This is a genomic window from Mycobacterium sp. MFM001, from assembly GCF_003402475.1.
Taxonomy (GTDB): Bacteria; Actinomycetota; Actinomycetes; order Mycobacteriales; family Mycobacteriaceae; genus Mycobacterium.
This window is the reverse complement of the sequence record NZ_BFAB01000002.1, coordinates 531,885-547,470: the sequence shown is the minus strand read 5'-3', so window position 1 is coordinate 547,470 and position 15,586 is coordinate 531,885. Positions and strand designations below refer to the sequence as shown.

General features: G+C 65.7%; 16 protein-coding genes and 1 tRNA gene. 2 read left to right on the top strand and 15 right to left on the bottom strand.

The annotated features are described in order from the left end of the window. Nucleotides 1–48 precede the first annotated feature (48 nt). On the top strand, nt 49–735 hold the full coding sequence (locus MFM001_RS06130; RefSeq protein ID WP_116374331.1) for a GAF and ANTAR domain-containing protein: 687 nt from the start codon (nt 49–51) through the stop codon (nt 733–735). A 9-nt stretch (nt 736–744) separates the two neighbouring features. Here the strand turns inward: MFM001_RS06130 and MFM001_RS06125 are convergent, their stop codons facing one another. The 11 genes from MFM001_RS06125 to MFM001_RS06075 form a co-directional block, all read right to left on the bottom strand. Further along, nucleotides 745–1,149, bottom strand: a complete 405-nt coding sequence (locus MFM001_RS06125) for a type II toxin-antitoxin system VapC family toxin (RefSeq protein WP_116374330.1) — start codon at nt 1,147–1,149, stop codon at nt 745–747. Beyond that, nucleotides 1,146–1,379: a type II toxin-antitoxin system Phd/YefM family antitoxin gene (locus tag MFM001_RS06120; RefSeq protein WP_116374329.1), complete on the bottom strand. Its 234-nt coding sequence runs from the start codon at nt 1,377–1,379 to the stop codon at nt 1,146–1,148. Before MFM001_RS06120 ends, MFM001_RS06125 begins: the two co-directional genes overlap by 4 nt. A 72-nt stretch (nt 1,380–1,451) precedes the next feature. Next, a tRNA-Arg gene (locus tag MFM001_RS06115) sits at nt 1,452–1,524 on the bottom strand. Between the two features lie 183 nt (nt 1,525–1,707). After that, a complete protein-coding gene (locus tag MFM001_RS06110) occupies nt 1,708–2,226 on the bottom strand; it encodes a phenolic acid decarboxylase (protein ID WP_116374328.1) in 519 nt (172 codons plus the stop codon). Nucleotides 2,227–2,258: 32 nt separating this feature from the next. Next, complete coding sequence (locus MFM001_RS06105) at nt 2,259–3,563, bottom strand: lipase family protein (RefSeq protein ID WP_116374327.1); 1,305 nt, start codon at nt 3,561–3,563, stop codon at nt 2,259–2,261. 122 nt (nt 3,564–3,685) lie between these two features. Beyond that, complete coding sequence (locus MFM001_RS06100) at nt 3,686–4,456, bottom strand: IclR family transcriptional regulator (RefSeq protein ID WP_116374326.1); 771 nt, start codon at nt 4,454–4,456, stop codon at nt 3,686–3,688. Between the two features lie 107 nt (nt 4,457–4,563). Further along, nucleotides 4,564–5,376, bottom strand: coding sequence for an LLM class F420-dependent oxidoreductase (locus MFM001_RS06095; RefSeq protein ID WP_116374325.1), 813 nt, complete (start codon nt 5,374–5,376; stop codon nt 4,564–4,566). Beyond that, nucleotides 5,372–6,451 (bottom strand): poly-gamma-glutamate hydrolase family protein, encoded by a 1,080-nt coding sequence (locus MFM001_RS06090; protein WP_116374324.1) that lies wholly within the window; start codon nt 6,449–6,451, stop codon nt 5,372–5,374. Before MFM001_RS06090 ends, MFM001_RS06095 begins: the two co-directional genes overlap by 5 nt. Then, nucleotides 6,451–7,671, bottom strand: a complete 1,221-nt coding sequence (locus MFM001_RS06085) for an Nramp family divalent metal transporter (RefSeq protein ID WP_116374323.1) — start codon at nt 7,669–7,671, stop codon at nt 6,451–6,453. Before MFM001_RS06085 ends, MFM001_RS06090 begins: the two co-directional genes overlap by 1 nt. Nucleotides 7,672–7,720: 49 nt before the next feature. Continuing rightward, complete coding sequence (locus tag MFM001_RS06080) at nt 7,721–8,797, bottom strand: diacylglycerol kinase (RefSeq protein ID WP_116374322.1); 1,077 nt, start codon at nt 8,795–8,797, stop codon at nt 7,721–7,723. Between the two features lie 2 nt (nt 8,798–8,799). Next, nucleotides 8,800–9,591, bottom strand: coding sequence for an SDR family oxidoreductase (locus MFM001_RS06075; RefSeq protein WP_116374321.1), 792 nt, complete (start codon nt 9,589–9,591; stop codon nt 8,800–8,802). A 260-nt stretch (nt 9,592–9,851) separates the two neighbouring features. Between MFM001_RS06075 and MFM001_RS06070 the strand changes: the two genes are divergently transcribed. Next, a complete protein-coding gene (locus tag MFM001_RS06070) occupies nt 9,852–10,904 on the top strand; it encodes a DUF1524 domain-containing protein (protein WP_116374320.1) in 1,053 nt (350 codons plus the stop codon). Nucleotides 10,905–10,939: 35 nt separating this feature from the next. Here MFM001_RS06070 and MFM001_RS06065 read toward each other — a convergent pair whose 3' ends face one another. The 4 genes from MFM001_RS06065 to MFM001_RS06050 are packed head-to-tail and all read right to left on the bottom strand — an operon-like array spanning nt 10,940 to nt 15,482. Continuing rightward, nucleotides 10,940–11,860, bottom strand: a complete 921-nt coding sequence (locus MFM001_RS06065) for a Ku protein (RefSeq protein WP_116374319.1) — start codon at nt 11,858–11,860, stop codon at nt 10,940–10,942. Nucleotides 11,861–11,899: 39 nt separating this feature from the next. After that, on the bottom strand, nt 11,900–13,108 hold the full coding sequence (locus MFM001_RS06060; RefSeq protein WP_116374318.1) for an adenylate/guanylate cyclase domain-containing protein: 1,209 nt from the start codon (nt 13,106–13,108) through the stop codon (nt 11,900–11,902). 35 nt (nt 13,109–13,143) lie between these two features. After that, nucleotides 13,144–14,061 carry a carbohydrate kinase gene (locus MFM001_RS06055; protein ID WP_116374317.1) on the bottom strand — a complete coding sequence of 306 codons (918 nt, stop codon included), beginning with the start codon at nt 14,059–14,061 and terminating at the stop codon, nt 13,144–13,146. Beyond that, on the bottom strand, nt 14,058–15,482 hold the full coding sequence (locus MFM001_RS06050; protein WP_116374412.1) for a mannitol dehydrogenase family protein: 1,425 nt from the start codon (nt 15,480–15,482) through the stop codon (nt 14,058–14,060). The genes MFM001_RS06055 and MFM001_RS06050 overlap by 4 nt, the downstream gene beginning before the upstream one ends. Nucleotides 15,483–15,586 lie beyond the last annotated feature (104 nt).

Genomic DNA, 15,586 nt, shown 5'->3' with positions numbered 1-15,586 from the left:
GCTCGGCCGAATTGTGTAGCTCTGCGCTGCCGAGGGAATTCTGGATATATGCAAGCTCTATCGGGTCACGACGTAGCGCAGCGGATGGCGGAGCTGGCGCGTTCCGTCGCGGCCCCCGCCAAGGTGGAAGACGTGTTGGCGACCGTGACCGGTACAGCGGTCGAATTGCTGCCCGGTGCCGACACCGCAGGCGTTCTGCTGGTCTCCAAGGGCGGCAAGTTCGAGTCGTTGTTCGGCACCTCCGAGCTGATCTACAAGCTGGATGAGCTACAGGCGAAGTACAACCAGGGCCCGTGCGTGGATGCGGCGCACGACGACCTGATGCTCCGCGCAGATGATTTCACCATCGAGACCAGATGGCCGGACTTCTCCCGTGCGCTCGCCGAGATCGGCGTGCGTAGCTGTCTGTCGTTCAAGCTCTACGCCGGTGACCGCACCGCGGGCGCGTTGAACGTATTCGGTCTGAAGGCCCACGCGTTCACCGCGGAGTCGGAAGCGCTCGGCTCGGTGCTCGCCGCGCATGCCGCGGCCGCGATCCTCGCCAGCCGGCACAGCGAGCAGCTTCGGTCCGCTATCAACAGCAGAGACGTCATCGGCCAGGCCAAGGGCGTTCTCATGGAGCGGTTCAATATCGACGCGCTGCGCGCGTTCGAGATGCTGCGCAAGCTCTCGCAGGACACCAACGTGAAGCTGGCCGAGCTGGCGCAGCGGGTGGTCGATACTCGCGGGACCTGACCGGCCGCGTCAAGCTGTCAAGGTCGGAGTCAGCGCCGCACGCACGATGCGCGTATCGCTTGTCGCGATCGTGAGATTCCGGCGGGCCGCCTGCGCGACGATCATCCGGTCGAATGGGTCTTTGTGCTCCCATGGCAATCGGCCGGCCAGGATGGCGTCGCTCGCGTCGATCGGCAGGTCGGTCGCGGTCATGTCGGCGACAATGTCGGACCACGCTGACAGCAGCGGCTCGCCGTCGAGGCGGCCCAGCCGGGTCTTGATCGCGATCTCCCAAGCCGATGCTGCGGACACCACGACGTCAGTGCTCGGTTCCGAAAGGATTTCTCGGACCGGGGCGGAGATCTTCTCGGGGGCGGTTACCAGCCACAGCAGCACACTGGTGTCCAGCAGGACGCAGCGCTGCTCTGGCGTCACGAATTGCCTTCCCAGGCCGCGAGTTCGGTGTCGGGAAGCGGATCGTCAAAGTTTTCCGGCACGGCAAGCGTTGGCAGTTGGCCGAACTTCCGTCGACGTCGCTGTGCCGGCGTCAGGACGGCGACCGGCCGGCCATGCGTGGTGATGGTGACCGATACGCCGGTCCGCTCGATTTCCGCCAAGAGGGCATTCAGTTTCGCCTTGGCTTCCGTACTGGTAATGGTCTTCACCAGGCGAGCTTAGACTCTTCGGACTAGTCACACTAGTCATAATTTGAGAATGTCTCTGGCCTGCAAAAATAGTGCCCCCGGCAGGATTCGAACCTGCGACACCCGCTTTAGGAGAGCGGTGCTCTATCCCCTGAGCTACGAGGGCGAGGGCTGCGCCGTGGACCGCCTGACTAGAACCTAGCCGTTTCGGAGCAACGGGGCGCTCTTCGACGATTCCGGATGCCGTTTCGGGCCGCGTCGGCCGAGTGCGAGTGTAGCGGGCGAGTGCCATGCGCACTTCCGTGAGCATTCGCGATGACCGCACTGCAGCGTTCGCATCGGTGCGTCGTCAGTTTTCTCGGGTTGGCCAGTCGGCCGGCAGCGCGTCGGGGCCGACGGCGATCACCGATTCGTCGTCGGCCCCGAGGTACTCCAACAGCGTTATGGTGGCGAACTCGGCGACGACGTAGATCGGGTAAGTCGGTCCGGCATCGCGGTAGGCCCGCATCTTTTCCAGGTAGTCGTTCTGGAAGCACACGGTGCGCTCAGGGTGTTCAAGGACCCAATGCGGGAAGAAGATGACGCCATGAAGGCGGCGTTTAGCGGGCAAGACGTCGACTGCCACCGACGTCCCGGTGGGTTCCGTCCATGAGATCTTGAAGCTGTCGTGGTCGAGCTGCACGAGGTCGACGTGCTGGTCTTTGACCCAACGGCCCCCGACGTGACCCGAATGGATGCGGTAGTCGATGGTGCTGGCGTTCTTGACGTACATCTCGTACTTCCAGCCGTTGGCGTAGGTGTAGACGAAGCGGTATCCGACGATGCCGGAAAGGTCTTGCGCGGGAACGGGATTCGACTCAGCTGACATGGTTGATTCTCAATTCGGGTTGACGACGGCGGTCAGAGTTCGGTGCAGTTCGGGGTGGTCGGCAGACCGTTGAATCGGTCGGCGATCCACTGCATGCTGCGTTCACCGTCGACATACGACGTCAGGAGGTGATTGACGGACAGTTTATTGAGAAACGGGGGTTGCTCGTTGGTCCAGAACTGGACGTCGGCACCCTTGGCGCACCAGTCCAGCGCCACCTGGTGGGCCTGATGCCAGGGCACGAGCGGATCCCACCGGTTCTGGTCGATGAAGAGCGGGATGGCGGGCTGCAGTGTGCCGAGTTTCTGCGCCTGCAGCGCCGTGCGGATGGGCTCCGTCTCGGCGAGTTCGTCGGGCGAGACGGTGAAGTACTCCTGCGTGCGGTGGAACGCGAAGGTCAAGAACATCTCGGCCACGCACATGTTCTGTGTGCGGCTGACCAGGTCCTCGCCTTGCGGCGTCAAGCGATCGTGGATCGGTTGCGACAGTTCGGGATACGCCGCGATCAGGCCGTTGAGGACTAACCCGGTGATTCCGGCGAGGACGTTGCCGTCGACGTAGGGAAACGTTGCCGCGGAATCCGACGGCGGTGCGCCCACGAAGGCGCCGACGAGATGCAGTTCCGGGGCATACGCGGGCGCAAGCTCCGCGGCCGAGCCCGCTGCGGTGCCGCCTTGCGAGTACCCCCAGAACGCGACCGGGCCGTCGGGATTCAGTGAGGTGCCCGTCAAGTGTTTCGCGGCGCGGGCCGCGTCGATCAGCGCATATCCCTGCGCGAGACGGTTGCCGAACGTATGCACCCCGGGCGTGCCCAGGCCCTCGTAATCGGTTACCACTATTGCGAATCCGCGTGCCACCATGGTGGCGATAAACGTCTCTTCGTACTCGAGCATGAGGTCGAGTCCGCTGGAGAAGTGGATGCCCTGGTTGAACAGCCGGGAAGGCGCGCACTGGTCGCCCAGGCCATGTGTGCCGACTCCGTATGCGATCAGCGGCCTGGGACCGCCGCCCGGCCATGGGTTGTCCGGCTCGAAGTAGGTTCCCGTCACGGCGATCGGTTGGCCGTGCGGATCGGTGCTGCGGTACATGATCCGGGTTGCGGAGGCGACGTAGGCACCCAGCTGCCCGGAGGGCTCCAGCACGATGCGCGACGGTTCGGTGCGGATCAAATCGCCGGGCCGGCCAGGTGGCAGCGGGTCGGGAGGTGTGTAGAACTCCGCGTATACCGACTCGTCGGCACCCGCAACAGATGTGGTGGCGCTGATCGTTCCCGCCAGGTTCGACCCCACCAGGATCGCAGCCGCTATCCATCCAACCCACCTGCGTCGCACTGCCATGGCGCCCACCCGCCCTCGTCGTCGAGTTCGTGTCGGGCCGACCCGTCGCCGGCCCGCGATGCATCGCAGCGCACCGCGGGTTGGCTTGCCAAGGAAGGTTTTCCGCTGAGTCGAAAGGGCTGTCAAACCCAGGTTGCGCCGTCGTTGGCGTCGAGGGTCCGCGAAATGCCTTGAGCCGTGACCCGCAATGCAGGGAGCAGATGCTTTCCGTCACCGTCTGCTGCCGCGACGACCAACCCCACCGCAGCGACGACTTCGTCGTTCCGGAAGATCGGCACTGCAACGCCGCAGCCGCCCAACCCCATTTCTTCAGGCGCCGTTGCGTAGCCGTCCCGCCGCGCGCGGTGAAGTTGCTCGCGCAAGAGACCCGCATGCACGATCGTGCGCGGTGTGACGCGGTGCAGTCGGCTCAGCGCGGCCGCCTGGACCGTTTCGGGCGCGTGCGCCAGCAGCACTTTGCCGAGGCTGGTCGCGTGGATCGGCAGGCGGGTTCCACTGCGGCTGATCACCGGCACGCTGGCATGCCCTGCCAACCGGGCGACGCATAACACCGAGATCCCGTCGCGGACCGCAAGATGCACTGTTGCGCCCGTCGAGGCATAGAGATCGTGCACGAACGGAGAGGCCACCTCACCCAGACCGACCTGCACCGGCGCCAGGAGACCGACGTCCCACAACCTGCGGCCGATCACATATCGTCCGCACGGTAGGCGTTCCAGCGCCCCCCACGCCTCGAGTTCACCAACCAGGCGGTGAGCAGTGCCGACCGGGATTCCCGCGCGACGCGCCAGTTCGCTTAACCGCATTCGTCGGTGCATGCTGTCGAACGCTGCCAGCAGGGCGAGCACACGCGCGGTGACGGTAGCGCCCGGCTGAGCGCAGTTTCCTGCCATGGCGACGCAGTCTTCCCCACGGCGAACGGCTCAACAAGACGAGGGTCACCCCAAACCAAAGGCTCCTCGGCGCTAAATTTTCGGCGAATTTTGGATTCGGTTGCGGCTCAGCGCAGTTCCGCGATCACCTTGGCGAAGCCCTCGGCGTGATTCTCCTGCACGGTGAACGACGTCAGCCCGTAGGTGTCACGGTATCCGCGCAACCTGTCGGCCATGTCGCGGGGCGATCCGCTCAACACCGCCGGCAACTCCAGCAGCTCGGCATCGGACAGCGTCGGCGCATACCGACGGGTCAGCCTCAGGTCGGGTATCTCCGAATTGTCTGACGGCACAGCGGTAATCGCCAGGTTCAATTCGAGATCCCGCTCACCGGCAGCGGCCCGGACGAAGTCGATCCGCTCGGCCAACGGATCGCCGGCCGCCTTCGGGCTCGCACCCGTCAGGCCGATGATGTCGGCGTGCCGGGCGGCCACCGTCAGCAGCCGGTCGCCGTTGCCGGCGATCAGGATCGGGATGCTGGGCAGGTGCTCCTTGAGGTAGGTCGTCACGTGCTCGAGGTAGTCGACGCGACGCCCGGCGCTCGGGTAGGGCAGCTCGGCGGCCTCGAATTCTTCGCGCACGTATCCGGCGCCGAGGCCGACCTCCAGGCGCCCGTCGCTGAGCAGATCGACTTCGGCGGCGTCGCGCGCCAACAGCGCCGGCTTGTAGAAGTAGGCGTTGAGCACATAGGTGCCCAGCCGGACCGTCGTGGTGGCCTGGGCGATCGCGGACAGCACCGGGAACGGCGCCGGCGCGCCGAGGTGGTCGGGCAGATGCAGGACGTCGAACCCGTAATCCTCCAGCCGTCGTGCCTTGTCGAGCAGCGCCGCCCGGGACTTGACCGCATGGATGCCGATCGAAAAGCGAAAACCCTTGCTAATCAGTCACTCCGATCTGTTCCCAGGATCGGGCCGCGGCGACCAATCCTTGCACCAGAGCGGAGGTTACCGGTGAGAGCCCGTCGTCGCCGGGCAGGGGGCTGCGGGGGCTGATGCCGCGAACCCGCGGCGGCAATTCCAGCTGCGTACCGCCGTCGCGGGTCCGGTTGACCGGGTTGTGCGGGTGCAGGCCACGCAATTCGGACGGGATCTTGTCGAGGTCGGTGACCACCTGGTAGCCCGGCAGGTCGACATGCTTGGCGACGTGGGCGGCCAGCGCCCGGTTGCGGCCGCCGGCCAGCAGTTGCGTGCCGCGCCCGACTCGCCCATAGCCGTGCAGCGAGATGGTGACGTCGACGTGGTCGAGAAACTCTGCGAGCAAAGGCGATTCGGCGGGGTCGAAACGCGCCGACGACAGGTGGTGCGTGTAGTGGTCGGGATGGCGCACCAGATACACCGACGCGTCGGCGGCGTCGGCGGCGCGTTCGGCGATCACGTCGGTCATCTGCTCCAGCCCGCCGCCGTGAATGGCGAGAAAGCCGAACCGCGACCGCAGCCGGCTGACTTCCGTCACGCCGCCGTCGCGCAACAGCTCTGAAAGTGACTGCGGCGCAGGCGATGTGGGCTTCGACGCGGGCCGGTGCCAATGGGCGGGGTCCCAGCGGCGCAGAAAGTCGATCCAGCGGTGCGGCAGTCGGTGATGGATTGCGCCGCCGATGATGCGCTCGAGGTAGCCCGGTCGCGGCACACCGGGATCGACCCGGTGGTCGATGTAGACCCAGGCGTCCGACGGTCCGTCGTCGGTGTGCACCGTCAGCCGGTCGCGGCGGTAGCGGCGCGGCACGCCCTCAGCACTGTCCAAGGTGGCCAGGTCGTGGTCGGAGAGCTGCCAGACGACGCCGTGCACCCGGGTGCCGGCAAACGGCTCGACCGTGGCCACGCCGCGCTGGTTGATCAGCCAGTCGTGATCGCCGAGTACGGCCGGACGCGGATCCACGGCGTCTGGACAGCGTTGCGCCATCTGCTGCACGCACAGGTTGGACCCGTACGCGAAGTAGGTATGACGACGGGCGAGCACTAGCCCTTCACGGTGAGGTAGATCAGCACCACGTTAAGCAGACTAATCAAAACCCCGACCAGCCAGCCAATAGCAGTGGTCAGGCGGTGGTTGACGTCGGCGCCCATCAGCGTGCGGTCGCTGGTCAGCGCGACCAGCGGCAGCACCGCGAGCGGGATCCCGAACGACAGCACCACCTGCGACAGGACGAGCGTGCGGGTCGGGTCGAGGCCGACAGCCAGGATCAGCAGGGCGGGGGCCAGCGTGACCAGTCGGCGCATCACCATGGGCACCGACCGGTACAGCAAACCTTGCATGATCATGGCGCCGGCGTATGCGCCCACCGACGAGGAGGCCAGCCCTGACGCCAGCAACCCGATCGCGAAGAACACCGCGATCGTCGGGTTCACGGTGTCGCGCACCGCCACGTAGGCGCCGTCGATGGTTCCGGTGCCGCCGCGGCCCTGCATGTTGAGGGCTGCAACCAGCAGCATCGCCCCGTTGACCGCTCCCGCGACGATCATCGCCAGCACGACATCGAGGCGGGTGACCCGCAGCAGCCGTCGCCGCCACGGCCCGGCCGCCGGATGCCCGTGCCGGTCGCGGGCCAGCCCGGAATGCAGATACACCGCGTGCGGCATCACCGTCGCGCCCAGCATCGCAGCGGCCAGCAGCACACTTTCGGTGCCGTGGAACCGGGGCAGCAGACCGCCGAGCACTTCGTCGGGCGGCGGTGTCGCCACAAAGAAGCTGGCCGTGAACCCGATCGCGATGACCAGCAGCAAGCCGGTGATGACACGCTCGAACAACTGCTGGCCGCGCCGATCCTGGATGCCCAGCAACAGCAGTGAGACCACACCGGTGATCACCCCGCCCAGCAGCAGCGGGAGGTCGAACAGAATGCGTAGCGCGACGGCTCCGCCGATCACTTCGGCGACGTCGGTGGCCATCGCGACGATCTCGGCCTGGGCCCAGAACGCCAGCCGGGCCGGACGCGTCATCCGAACGCCGACGGCCTCGGGCAGAGAGCGCCCGGTCACCAGTCCGAGCTTGGCCGACAGGTACTGCACCAGCCCGGCCATCACGTTGGCGGCAACGATCACCCACAGCAGCAGGAACCCGAACTGCGCGCCGGCGCTGACATTGGCCGCGACGTTGCCGGGGTCGACGTAGGCGATCGCGGCGACGAACGCCGGCCCGAGCAGATACCAGCCGGCCTTGGCCTGGGTGCTCTGCGCCACCTAACTCTCTTCCACCATGCGAATAAGAAAGTTAGGGTAGCCGAAACATTCAGCCGGCGGTGTAGAGGCCCCGTGCCGTCACCAGCGGCAGATCCAGGGTGGTCCGGATCCCGGCAGGCGCGGCGACGACGGCGGGGATCGCATTGACGACGCGCATCGCGGTGGCGACTAGCCCGGCGTGGTTGTGGTCGCCGTTGGGGCTACTGAGGCAGACGTCGACGGCATAGGAGGGTTCGCCGGTGATCTCGATGCGGTAGGAGCCGCCGGGCTGGGCGGGCTGCGGCCAGTCTGGCCGCAGGTCGTCGCGCAACCGGGTGACGTGTTCGAGGACCACCGCGGCTTGGCCGTCGACCATCCCGAGCACCTCGAACCGCAGCGCCGCCGCACTGCCCTGCGGGATGTGTCCGGAGGCGATGTCGAAATCCGCCGGCGCCGGCTCGCGTTCGTAGCGCTCGGTGACTTCGTCGAGCTCGATGCCCAGGCCCGCGGCGAGTTGGCGCACCACCGATCCCCACGCCAGACTCAGCACGCCCGGTTGCAGCAGCATCGGGATCTCGTCGATCGGCTTGCCGAATCCCATCACGTCGAACATGACCGTCGCGCTGTCGTAGGTGGCGTAGTCGACGATTTCCATGCAGCGGATCTGCTGGACGTTCTGGCAGGTGCCGGCCAGGGCCAGCGGCAGCAGGTCGTTGGCGAACCCAGGGTCGATGCCGTTGACGAACAGGCTCGAATTACCTTCGCGGGCCGCGTCTTCCAGAGGCGTGAGCATCTCCTGGGGAATCACCTGCCAGGGATACTGCAGGAACACCGCGCTGCTGCCGACGACGTTGACACCGGCGGCCAGGATGCGGCGGTAGTCGTCGAGCGCCTCGGGGAGCCGGTTGTCGGCCATCGCGGTGTAGACCGCGCACTGCGGGCGGGTGGCCAGCACCGCGTCCAGGTCGGCGGTGGCGGCGATGCCGGTCGAAACATCAAGCCCGGCAAGCTCTCCGGCGTCTTTGCCCGCCTTGGCGTCCGAGGACACCCACACGGCGGTGAGCTCGAATTCGGGGTTGGCGATGAGCGCTCGTAGTGCGTGGACGCCGACGTTGCCGGTGCCGAGCTGGGCGACGCGAATGGGCATGGTCACAGGTCCGGGATCGGGAGGTCGAGGTTGGGAAAGGTGATGCCGCCGTCGACTTCGAGCACCTTGCCGGTCAGGTAGGCGCCTGCGGGCGAGGCCAAATAGACTGCGGCGGCGGCGATCTCGTCTGGTTGTCCGAGCCGGCGCATGGGCGTCGCCTTCTCCATCGGCTCTCGCAGTTCGTCGTTGGAGGCGACGATGTCCAGGGCCGAGGTGGCGATCGAGCCGGGCGCGATGGCGTTGACGCGGATCTTCGGGCACAGGTCCAGGGCAGCGAGCCGGGTGTAGTGGGCGAGTGCGGCCTTGGCGGTGCCGTAGGCGGCGAAGCCGCGTCCGGCCACCCGTCCCATCGTCGAGGTGATGTTGATGATGCTGCCGCCGCCCGAATGCTCGAGCATCAGCGGCACGGCCGCGGTGGTCAGTGCGTGCGCGGTGCCGACGTTGAAGGTAAACGCGTCTTTGAGGTCTTTGGTTGAGGTGTTCAGCAGCGCGTTGGGCATCGTTCCGCCGACGTTGTTGACGACGATGTCCAGCCGCCCGAAGGCCTCGACCGCTTGGCCGGCCAGTTCCGCGGTCTGTTCCGGATGGGCCAGGTCGGCGGCGACGACGTGGGCGCGGCGGCCTGCGGCGCGGACCTGTTCGGCGACGGCCTCTAGTTGGGATTGGGTCCGTGAGGCGATGACGACGTCGGCGCCGACGTCGGCGAAGGCCAGTGCGATGGCCGCGCCAAGGCCGCGGCCGGCCCCGGTAATTACGGCAACTTGGTCGTCGAGCCGGAATTTGTCGAGTATCACGGGCGACACCGTAACAAGCCGCAAGCGGCCGCGTAACCCTATTTCTGAAACACGTTCTAGTCCGTCTTGGCGGCCTCTGCACCATTCTTCGGATCCGGCCGCCTGAGTCCAGATATCGGAGATTGGTTCATGAAAACAGACGGCAGTTCACCGAATCGCTCCGCTCCGGCGGCGTCGCTCAGCTACGCTCTGGACCTCCGGTCGGCACACAGGTGTTTCGCGGGCGCATACGGGACAACAGAAAATGCCTCCGCAGCAGCATGATTGAGGACTTCGCCAACGTGAAAACATTCGGGAAGAAGCGGTCGGCTCTGACCGCCGGAGCCTTCATCGGCGCGCTGCTGTTGATCAGCGCGCTCGGTCATACCGGTCGCGTGGATTCGACGTCCGCCACGGCGTCCACGCCGCTCACGACGGCCTACCTTTCCCCAACAACCGCGTGGACGACACCATTGCCGCCGCCCCTGGCGTCGCCTCCCGCTTCCAACCTGCAAACGCAGCCTGAGGCCCTGGTTGACGGCGCCGCCGCATCAGCGAAACTCGCGGCGCTGCCGATCAAGGGACGTGCACCGAAAACGGGGTATCAGCGCAGCCTGTTCGGGCAGGCGTGGAGCGATGACGTGACCGTGACCTACGGGCATAACGGCTGCGACACGCGCAATGACATCCTCCGGCGGGACCTTGTCGAGGTCGAACTCAAACCCGGATCGAACGGGTGCACTGTGCTTTCCGGGGTATTAATCGATCCCTACACCGGTAGCACAGTCGAGTTTCACCGCGGCGAGGGCACGTCCTCGCGGGTGCAGATCGACCACGTCGTCGCGTTGTCGGATGCGTGGCAGAAGGGGGCACAGCAGTGGGACGCCGACAAACGCCGCAACTTCGCCAACGACCCGGCCAATCTGCAGGCCACCACCGGGTCCGTCAACGAGCAGAAGGGCGACGGCGACGCCGCAACGTGGTTGCCGCCCAACAAGTCCTACCGGTGCACCTACGTCTCCCGCATCGTCGACGTGAAAGCCACCTATGGGCTATGGGTGACGCAGGCCGAGCACGATGCGATCGCCGGGATCCTTGCGAACTGCGAAGCGCCCGCCGCCGTAGCAGCGCCGCTCCCGTTGGCGCCCCCGCCGCCGGAAACCAGCTCCGAACAGGTTCCGCCGTCACCCGTGCAGGTGCCCGATACAGGGTCGTCGGTGTACTACCCGAACTGCGCGACGGCGAGGGCTGCCGGCGCGGCGCCGATCTATGCGGGGCAGCCCGGATACCGGCTTGGGCTCGACCGCGACGGCGACGGCGTGGCGTGCGAATAACCCACGGGACCGAACAAGGGCGGCTGCAGCCGCGGTCAAGACTTCGAGCCGGCCTTGGCCCGGGTCTTCTTGGCGGGCGCTTTCTTGGCCGCTGACTTTTTGGCGGGCGCTTTCTTTGCCGGCGCTTTCTTGGCCGCCGTCTTCTTCGCCGGGGCCTTCCCGTCGCCCGAGCGCGCCTTCACGCTGGCCTCCAGCTTGGCCAGCAGATCCGAGACATCCTCGGTCTCGTCCAGTTCCTTCGGCTGTTCCTCGGTGGTAAACGCTTCGCCGCCTTCGAGTTTGGCCTGAACCAGTTCGTGCAGCTGCTCCTGGTAGTCGTCGTGGTAGCGATCCGGGTTGAAGTCGTCAGCCATCGAGTCCACGACCTGCCCGGCCATCTTGAGTTCGGCCGGTTTGATCTCGACCTTCTTGTCCAGAACCGGGAAGTCGGGGTCGCGAATCTCGTCGGGCCACAACAAGGTATGGATCACCATTACCTCGCGCTTGCTGAAGTCCTTGACCCGCAAGGCTGCAAGCCGCGTCTTGTTACGCAAGGCGAAATGCACAATGGCCACCCGGTCCGTGTCTGCGAGCGTCTTGGCAAGCAGCACATACGATTTCGATGACTTGCCGTCCGGCTCCAAGAAGTAGCTGCGGTCATACATCATAGGGTCGAGCTCACTGGCCGGAACGAATTCCAGCACCTCGATCTCGCGGCTGCGCTCCTCGGGCAGCGTTGCGATGTCGTCGTCGGTGATCACCACCATCTGGCCGTCATCGGACTCGTAAGCCCTGGCGAGATCGCGGTACTCGACGACCTCGCCGCATACCTCGCAGACTCGCTTGTAGCGGATTCGGCCGTTGTCCTTGGCGTGCACCTGGTGGAACTTGATGTCGTGGTCCTCGGTGGCGCTGTACACCTTGACCGGGACGTTGACCAGCCCGAAGGCGATGGAACCTTTCCAGATGGAACGCATAGTGTCAGTATGCCCGCATGATCGGCCGGGTAAGCATTGCTACGCGCCGTCCGGCTTCCGTCCGATCACGCACCACGTCTGCACGCGCCCGGCGCCCTTCACCTCGATGGGCCCGCGGGCTTCGCAGTCGAATTCACCGCGCACCAGCTCGAAGGTGTTCTCGGTGATGTGGATGACGCCGCTTTGCCCGTGCGACTCCATGCGGCTGGCCATGTTGACCGTCTCACCCCACAGGTCATAGCTGAATTTCTTGCGCCCGATCACACCGGCGACCACCGGACCCGAGTTGATGCCGATGCGAAAGTTGAGCCGCCGCCCGCCGAACGTCCGGCGCGCGATCTCGGCTCGCATGTCGAGAGCCAACTCGACAAGGGCCTGGGCGTGATCGGCTCGCGGGCGTGGAACGCCTGCGGCGACCATGTAGCAGTCGCCGATGGTCTTGATCTTCTCCAGGTCGTATTTGTCGACGAGCGCGTCGAAGCACTGGAACACCTCGTTGAGTAGATCGACCAGGCTCAGCGGCGTCATCGCTGCTGCCATCGGGGTGAATTCGACGATGTCGGCGAACAGGATGCTGGCGCCGTCATAGTGGGCGGCGATTGCGCGCGGTTCCGTCTTGAGTGCCTCGGATATCTCCTTCGGCAAGATGTTGAGCAGCAACATCTCTGAGGTTTCCTGGAAGTAGTTGCGACGGGCGACGAAGTAGTGCAGAAGCCCGAAAACAATCGCGATGACGGCTCCGACGTTGAGCACGAAGAACCAGGTGACGAAGGTGTCCGGCAGGTCAGCCGGCGTCAGATGGGGCTGCAGAACAGCGGTCACCACAAGCAGCGCCACGAAGCCGACGATCCAGAGCAATGTCCGCCGAAGTTCTTCCAGCAGAAGCGATCCCAGCGGACATAGCGCGGCCCAGATGACGACGACGCTGGACGGCCGGAATCCGCCCAGTGCGATTGTCAGCAGCCACGGCAAGATCAGGATCAGCAGCAGCTGGGTGAATCGGTAGAACTCCAGATTGCGGGTCCAGGCGAACAACGCGGTGTTGACCGGGGTCACCAACGTATAGAACGCCGGAATCGCCGCGGCCAACGGGACGTGCATCTGCAGATAGATCACGCTCCACAACGCGGTGAGCGGAAGAGTTCCCGCGCACAGCACGACGGCGAGCCGCTTCTGCAGCGCTATCTCGTTGGTGTCGGTAGCAGCGGCGCCAACGCGTCCCGCCCAGGACAGCAAACCAGCGCGCATCGGCTTCCCCTTGTCTTCTCGGGGTAGCCGATACGTTAGCCCTCGGCTTGGGACGCCGCGGCCAAAACCGCTGCCCGGTCGGGCAGATCAGCGCCCGCGCGGGCAACCGTCAACGCCGACGACAGCGTCGCGGCGCGCAGCACGTCGGTCAGCGCCTCCGGCCCGATTCGCCGCAACTCGCCGCGGCGATCAGCGCCCAACAGGCCCATCGTCCACAGCGCGTCGATCAGTCCGGCCATGAACGCGTCGCCGGCGCCGACGGTGTCCACCACGCGCACCGGCCTGGCCGGCACCCGCACCTCACCGCCCGCGCACAGCGCCAATGCGCCCCGCTCGGCCATCGTCACCGCGACCATCGACGGTCCCGACGCCAGCCAGCTTCGGGCCACCACCTCGGGCGGACGGTCGGGATCCAGCCAGCGCAGGTCCTCTTCGCTGACCTTGACCACGTCGCTGCGCTCGAGGAGATGGTCGATGCGCTCGCGGGCCAGGTCGCGGTCGACGATCAACGCCGGGCGCACATTGGGATCGAAGGTGACCGTCGCCGAAACACGATAGGTGTCGACGAGCGCCGCGACCGCCAGGCAGCCGGGCTCGTGCACGGCGGCAATCGATCCCGTGTGCACGACGAGTGGCGGCGCCACTTCCGGGGTGCCGGACAGCTGCCACTCCAGATCGAACAGGTAGTCAGCCGAACCATTCTCGTCGACGGTTACCCGCGCGGTCGGTGTCCGGCTGGCAGTCATGCTGCCCGGAACGAGTTGCACCCCAGCCTTATTCGCGTGCTCGGCGATATGCCGACCGTACGAGTCGTCGGCGATGTGCGTCAAAAGATCGACCTCGCGGCCCAGCCGGGCCAGGCCGACGGCGACGTTGAGCGGACTACCACCCACGTGCTCGTCCCGGTCCACGATATCGATCAGCGATTCGCCGATCACGAGTCCGCGGGTCATTGCAGTAACGCCTCCAGCGTCGCCCGGGCGCCATTGCGGTGCAACGAATCCAGCGCCCAGCGGTATGCCTCCACAAACCGCGGCTGCTCTGCTAAATCCTCAAATATCCCGATGTTTTCGATGAACGCCGTCGGGTTGTCCCGCTGTGAGCGGGCGATCGGCACCAGCGAGTCGGCCAACTGGTCGATAACCTCGATCGGTGCGCCGTACTCGTCGACGCCTTCGGCGTAACGCGCCCAGCTTGCCACCGCCGCCGATGCCAGCCGGACAGGCCCACCGCTAGCCAAATTGGCGCGGATCACCGGAAATAGGAACTTCGGGATGCGATCCGACGAATAACTGCATAACCGCTCGACGCTGTCGCAAATTGTCGGGTTGATGAACCGCGCGATCAGCGTATGGGTGTAATGAAGCAGGTCAATGCCAGGCACTTCGGGCATTGTCGGAATAGCCTCGGAATCCCAATAGGCACGGAGGAACGCGGTAAACAACGGATCGCAGACCGCATCGTGGACTAACTGGTACCCGCAAAGGTAAGCGAAGTAGCCGATGCACTGATGCGCGGCATTGAGCAGCCGCAGCTTCATCGCCTCGTAGGGGGCCACGTCGTCGACCAACAGCACACCCGCATCTTCCAGCGGCGGCCTGCCGTCGGCGAAGTCGTCTTCCAAAACCCATGCTGCGTATGGCTCGGTCATCACTGGCCACCGGTCGTCGATGCCGAAGTCGTGCCGAACCGCCGCCGCCGCCCGCGGCGTGATGGCGGGAGTGATCCGGTCGACCGTCGAATTCGGAAACCGGGTATTCGCGATGATCCATTCAGCCAGGCCATCACAATCTTCCGCTGCCGCGAGGACAGCGCCTCGTGCCACGTCGCCGTTGCGGTCGATGTTGTCGCACGAAACAATCGTCGGCGAGGTGAGGCCCCGGGCGCGACGGCGGGCCAGGGCTTGCGCGATCAAAGGAAACACCGGTCCGGCGGCTTGGTAACCACCCTCGGTAATCGTCATCGAGATGATCCGGGTCGTTGGCGCCGCGAGCAGTTCGATCACCGCCTCCGGATCGTCGGGTGCATAGCGGTAGTCGACGATCGATCCGACCACGCGCGCCTCGCGACTGCCGTCGGAGTGCTCGACGATCAGCGTGTACAAGCCGTCCTGAGTGCGCAGCACGTCTCTCATGCGGCGGTCAGCGGGCAACACCCCGACACCACAGATGCCCCAGTCTCGCGCCAGCCCTTGCTCGAGGAGCCGGTCGATGTACATAGCCTGATGCGCGCGGTGAAAACCGCCGACACCGATGTGCACGATGCCCACGCTGACGGCGTTGCGGTCATAGCTTGGCCCCGGGATCGGCAGCTCCGCCAACGTGGCACTACTGAGTTTCGTAGGGTGTTCCGTACGTGGTGGCGAGAGTGCCATGGGGTAGTTATGCGTCATGGGGTCCTCACCTCACGACGACCCGGCATCAGCGAAAGCGCGCCACGAGTCTCCATGGTCGCCAACTTAGTCAGCAATTCTTTCCC

Coding starts and splice junctions, on each gene's coding strand:
- MFM001_RS06105 (WP_116374327.1), bottom strand. CDS start 3,563: ATGGCAGTGCGACGCAGGTGGGTTGGATGGATAGCGGCTGCGATCCTG.
- MFM001_RS06130 (WP_116374331.1), top strand. CDS start 49: ATGCAAGCTCTATCGGGTCACGACGTAGCGCAGCGGATGGCGGAGCTG.
- MFM001_RS06055 (WP_116374317.1), bottom strand. CDS start 14,061: ATGACCCGCGGACTCGTGATCGGCGAATCGCTGATCGATATCGTGGAC.
- MFM001_RS06070 (WP_116374320.1), top strand. CDS start 9,852: ATGATTGAGGACTTCGCCAACGTGAAAACATTCGGGAAGAAGCGGTCG.
- MFM001_RS06110 (WP_116374328.1), bottom strand. CDS start 2,226: ATGTCAGCTGAGTCGAATCCCGTTCCCGCGCAAGACCTTTCCGGCATC.
- MFM001_RS06080 (WP_116374322.1), bottom strand. CDS start 8,797: ATGCCCATTCGCGTCGCCCAGCTCGGCACCGGCAACGTCGGCGTCCAC.
- MFM001_RS06060 (WP_116374318.1), bottom strand. CDS start 13,108: ATGCGCGCTGGTTTGCTGTCCTGGGCGGGACGCGTTGGCGCCGCTGCT.
- MFM001_RS06100 (WP_116374326.1), bottom strand. CDS start 4,456: ATGGCAGGAAACTGCGCTCAGCCGGGCGCTACCGTCACCGCGCGTGTG.
- MFM001_RS06065 (WP_116374319.1), bottom strand. CDS start 11,860: ATGCGTTCCATCTGGAAAGGTTCCATCGCCTTCGGGCTGGTCAACGTC.
- MFM001_RS06050 (WP_116374412.1), bottom strand. CDS start 15,482: ATGGCACTCTCGCCACCACGTACGGAACACCCTACGAAACTCAGTAGT.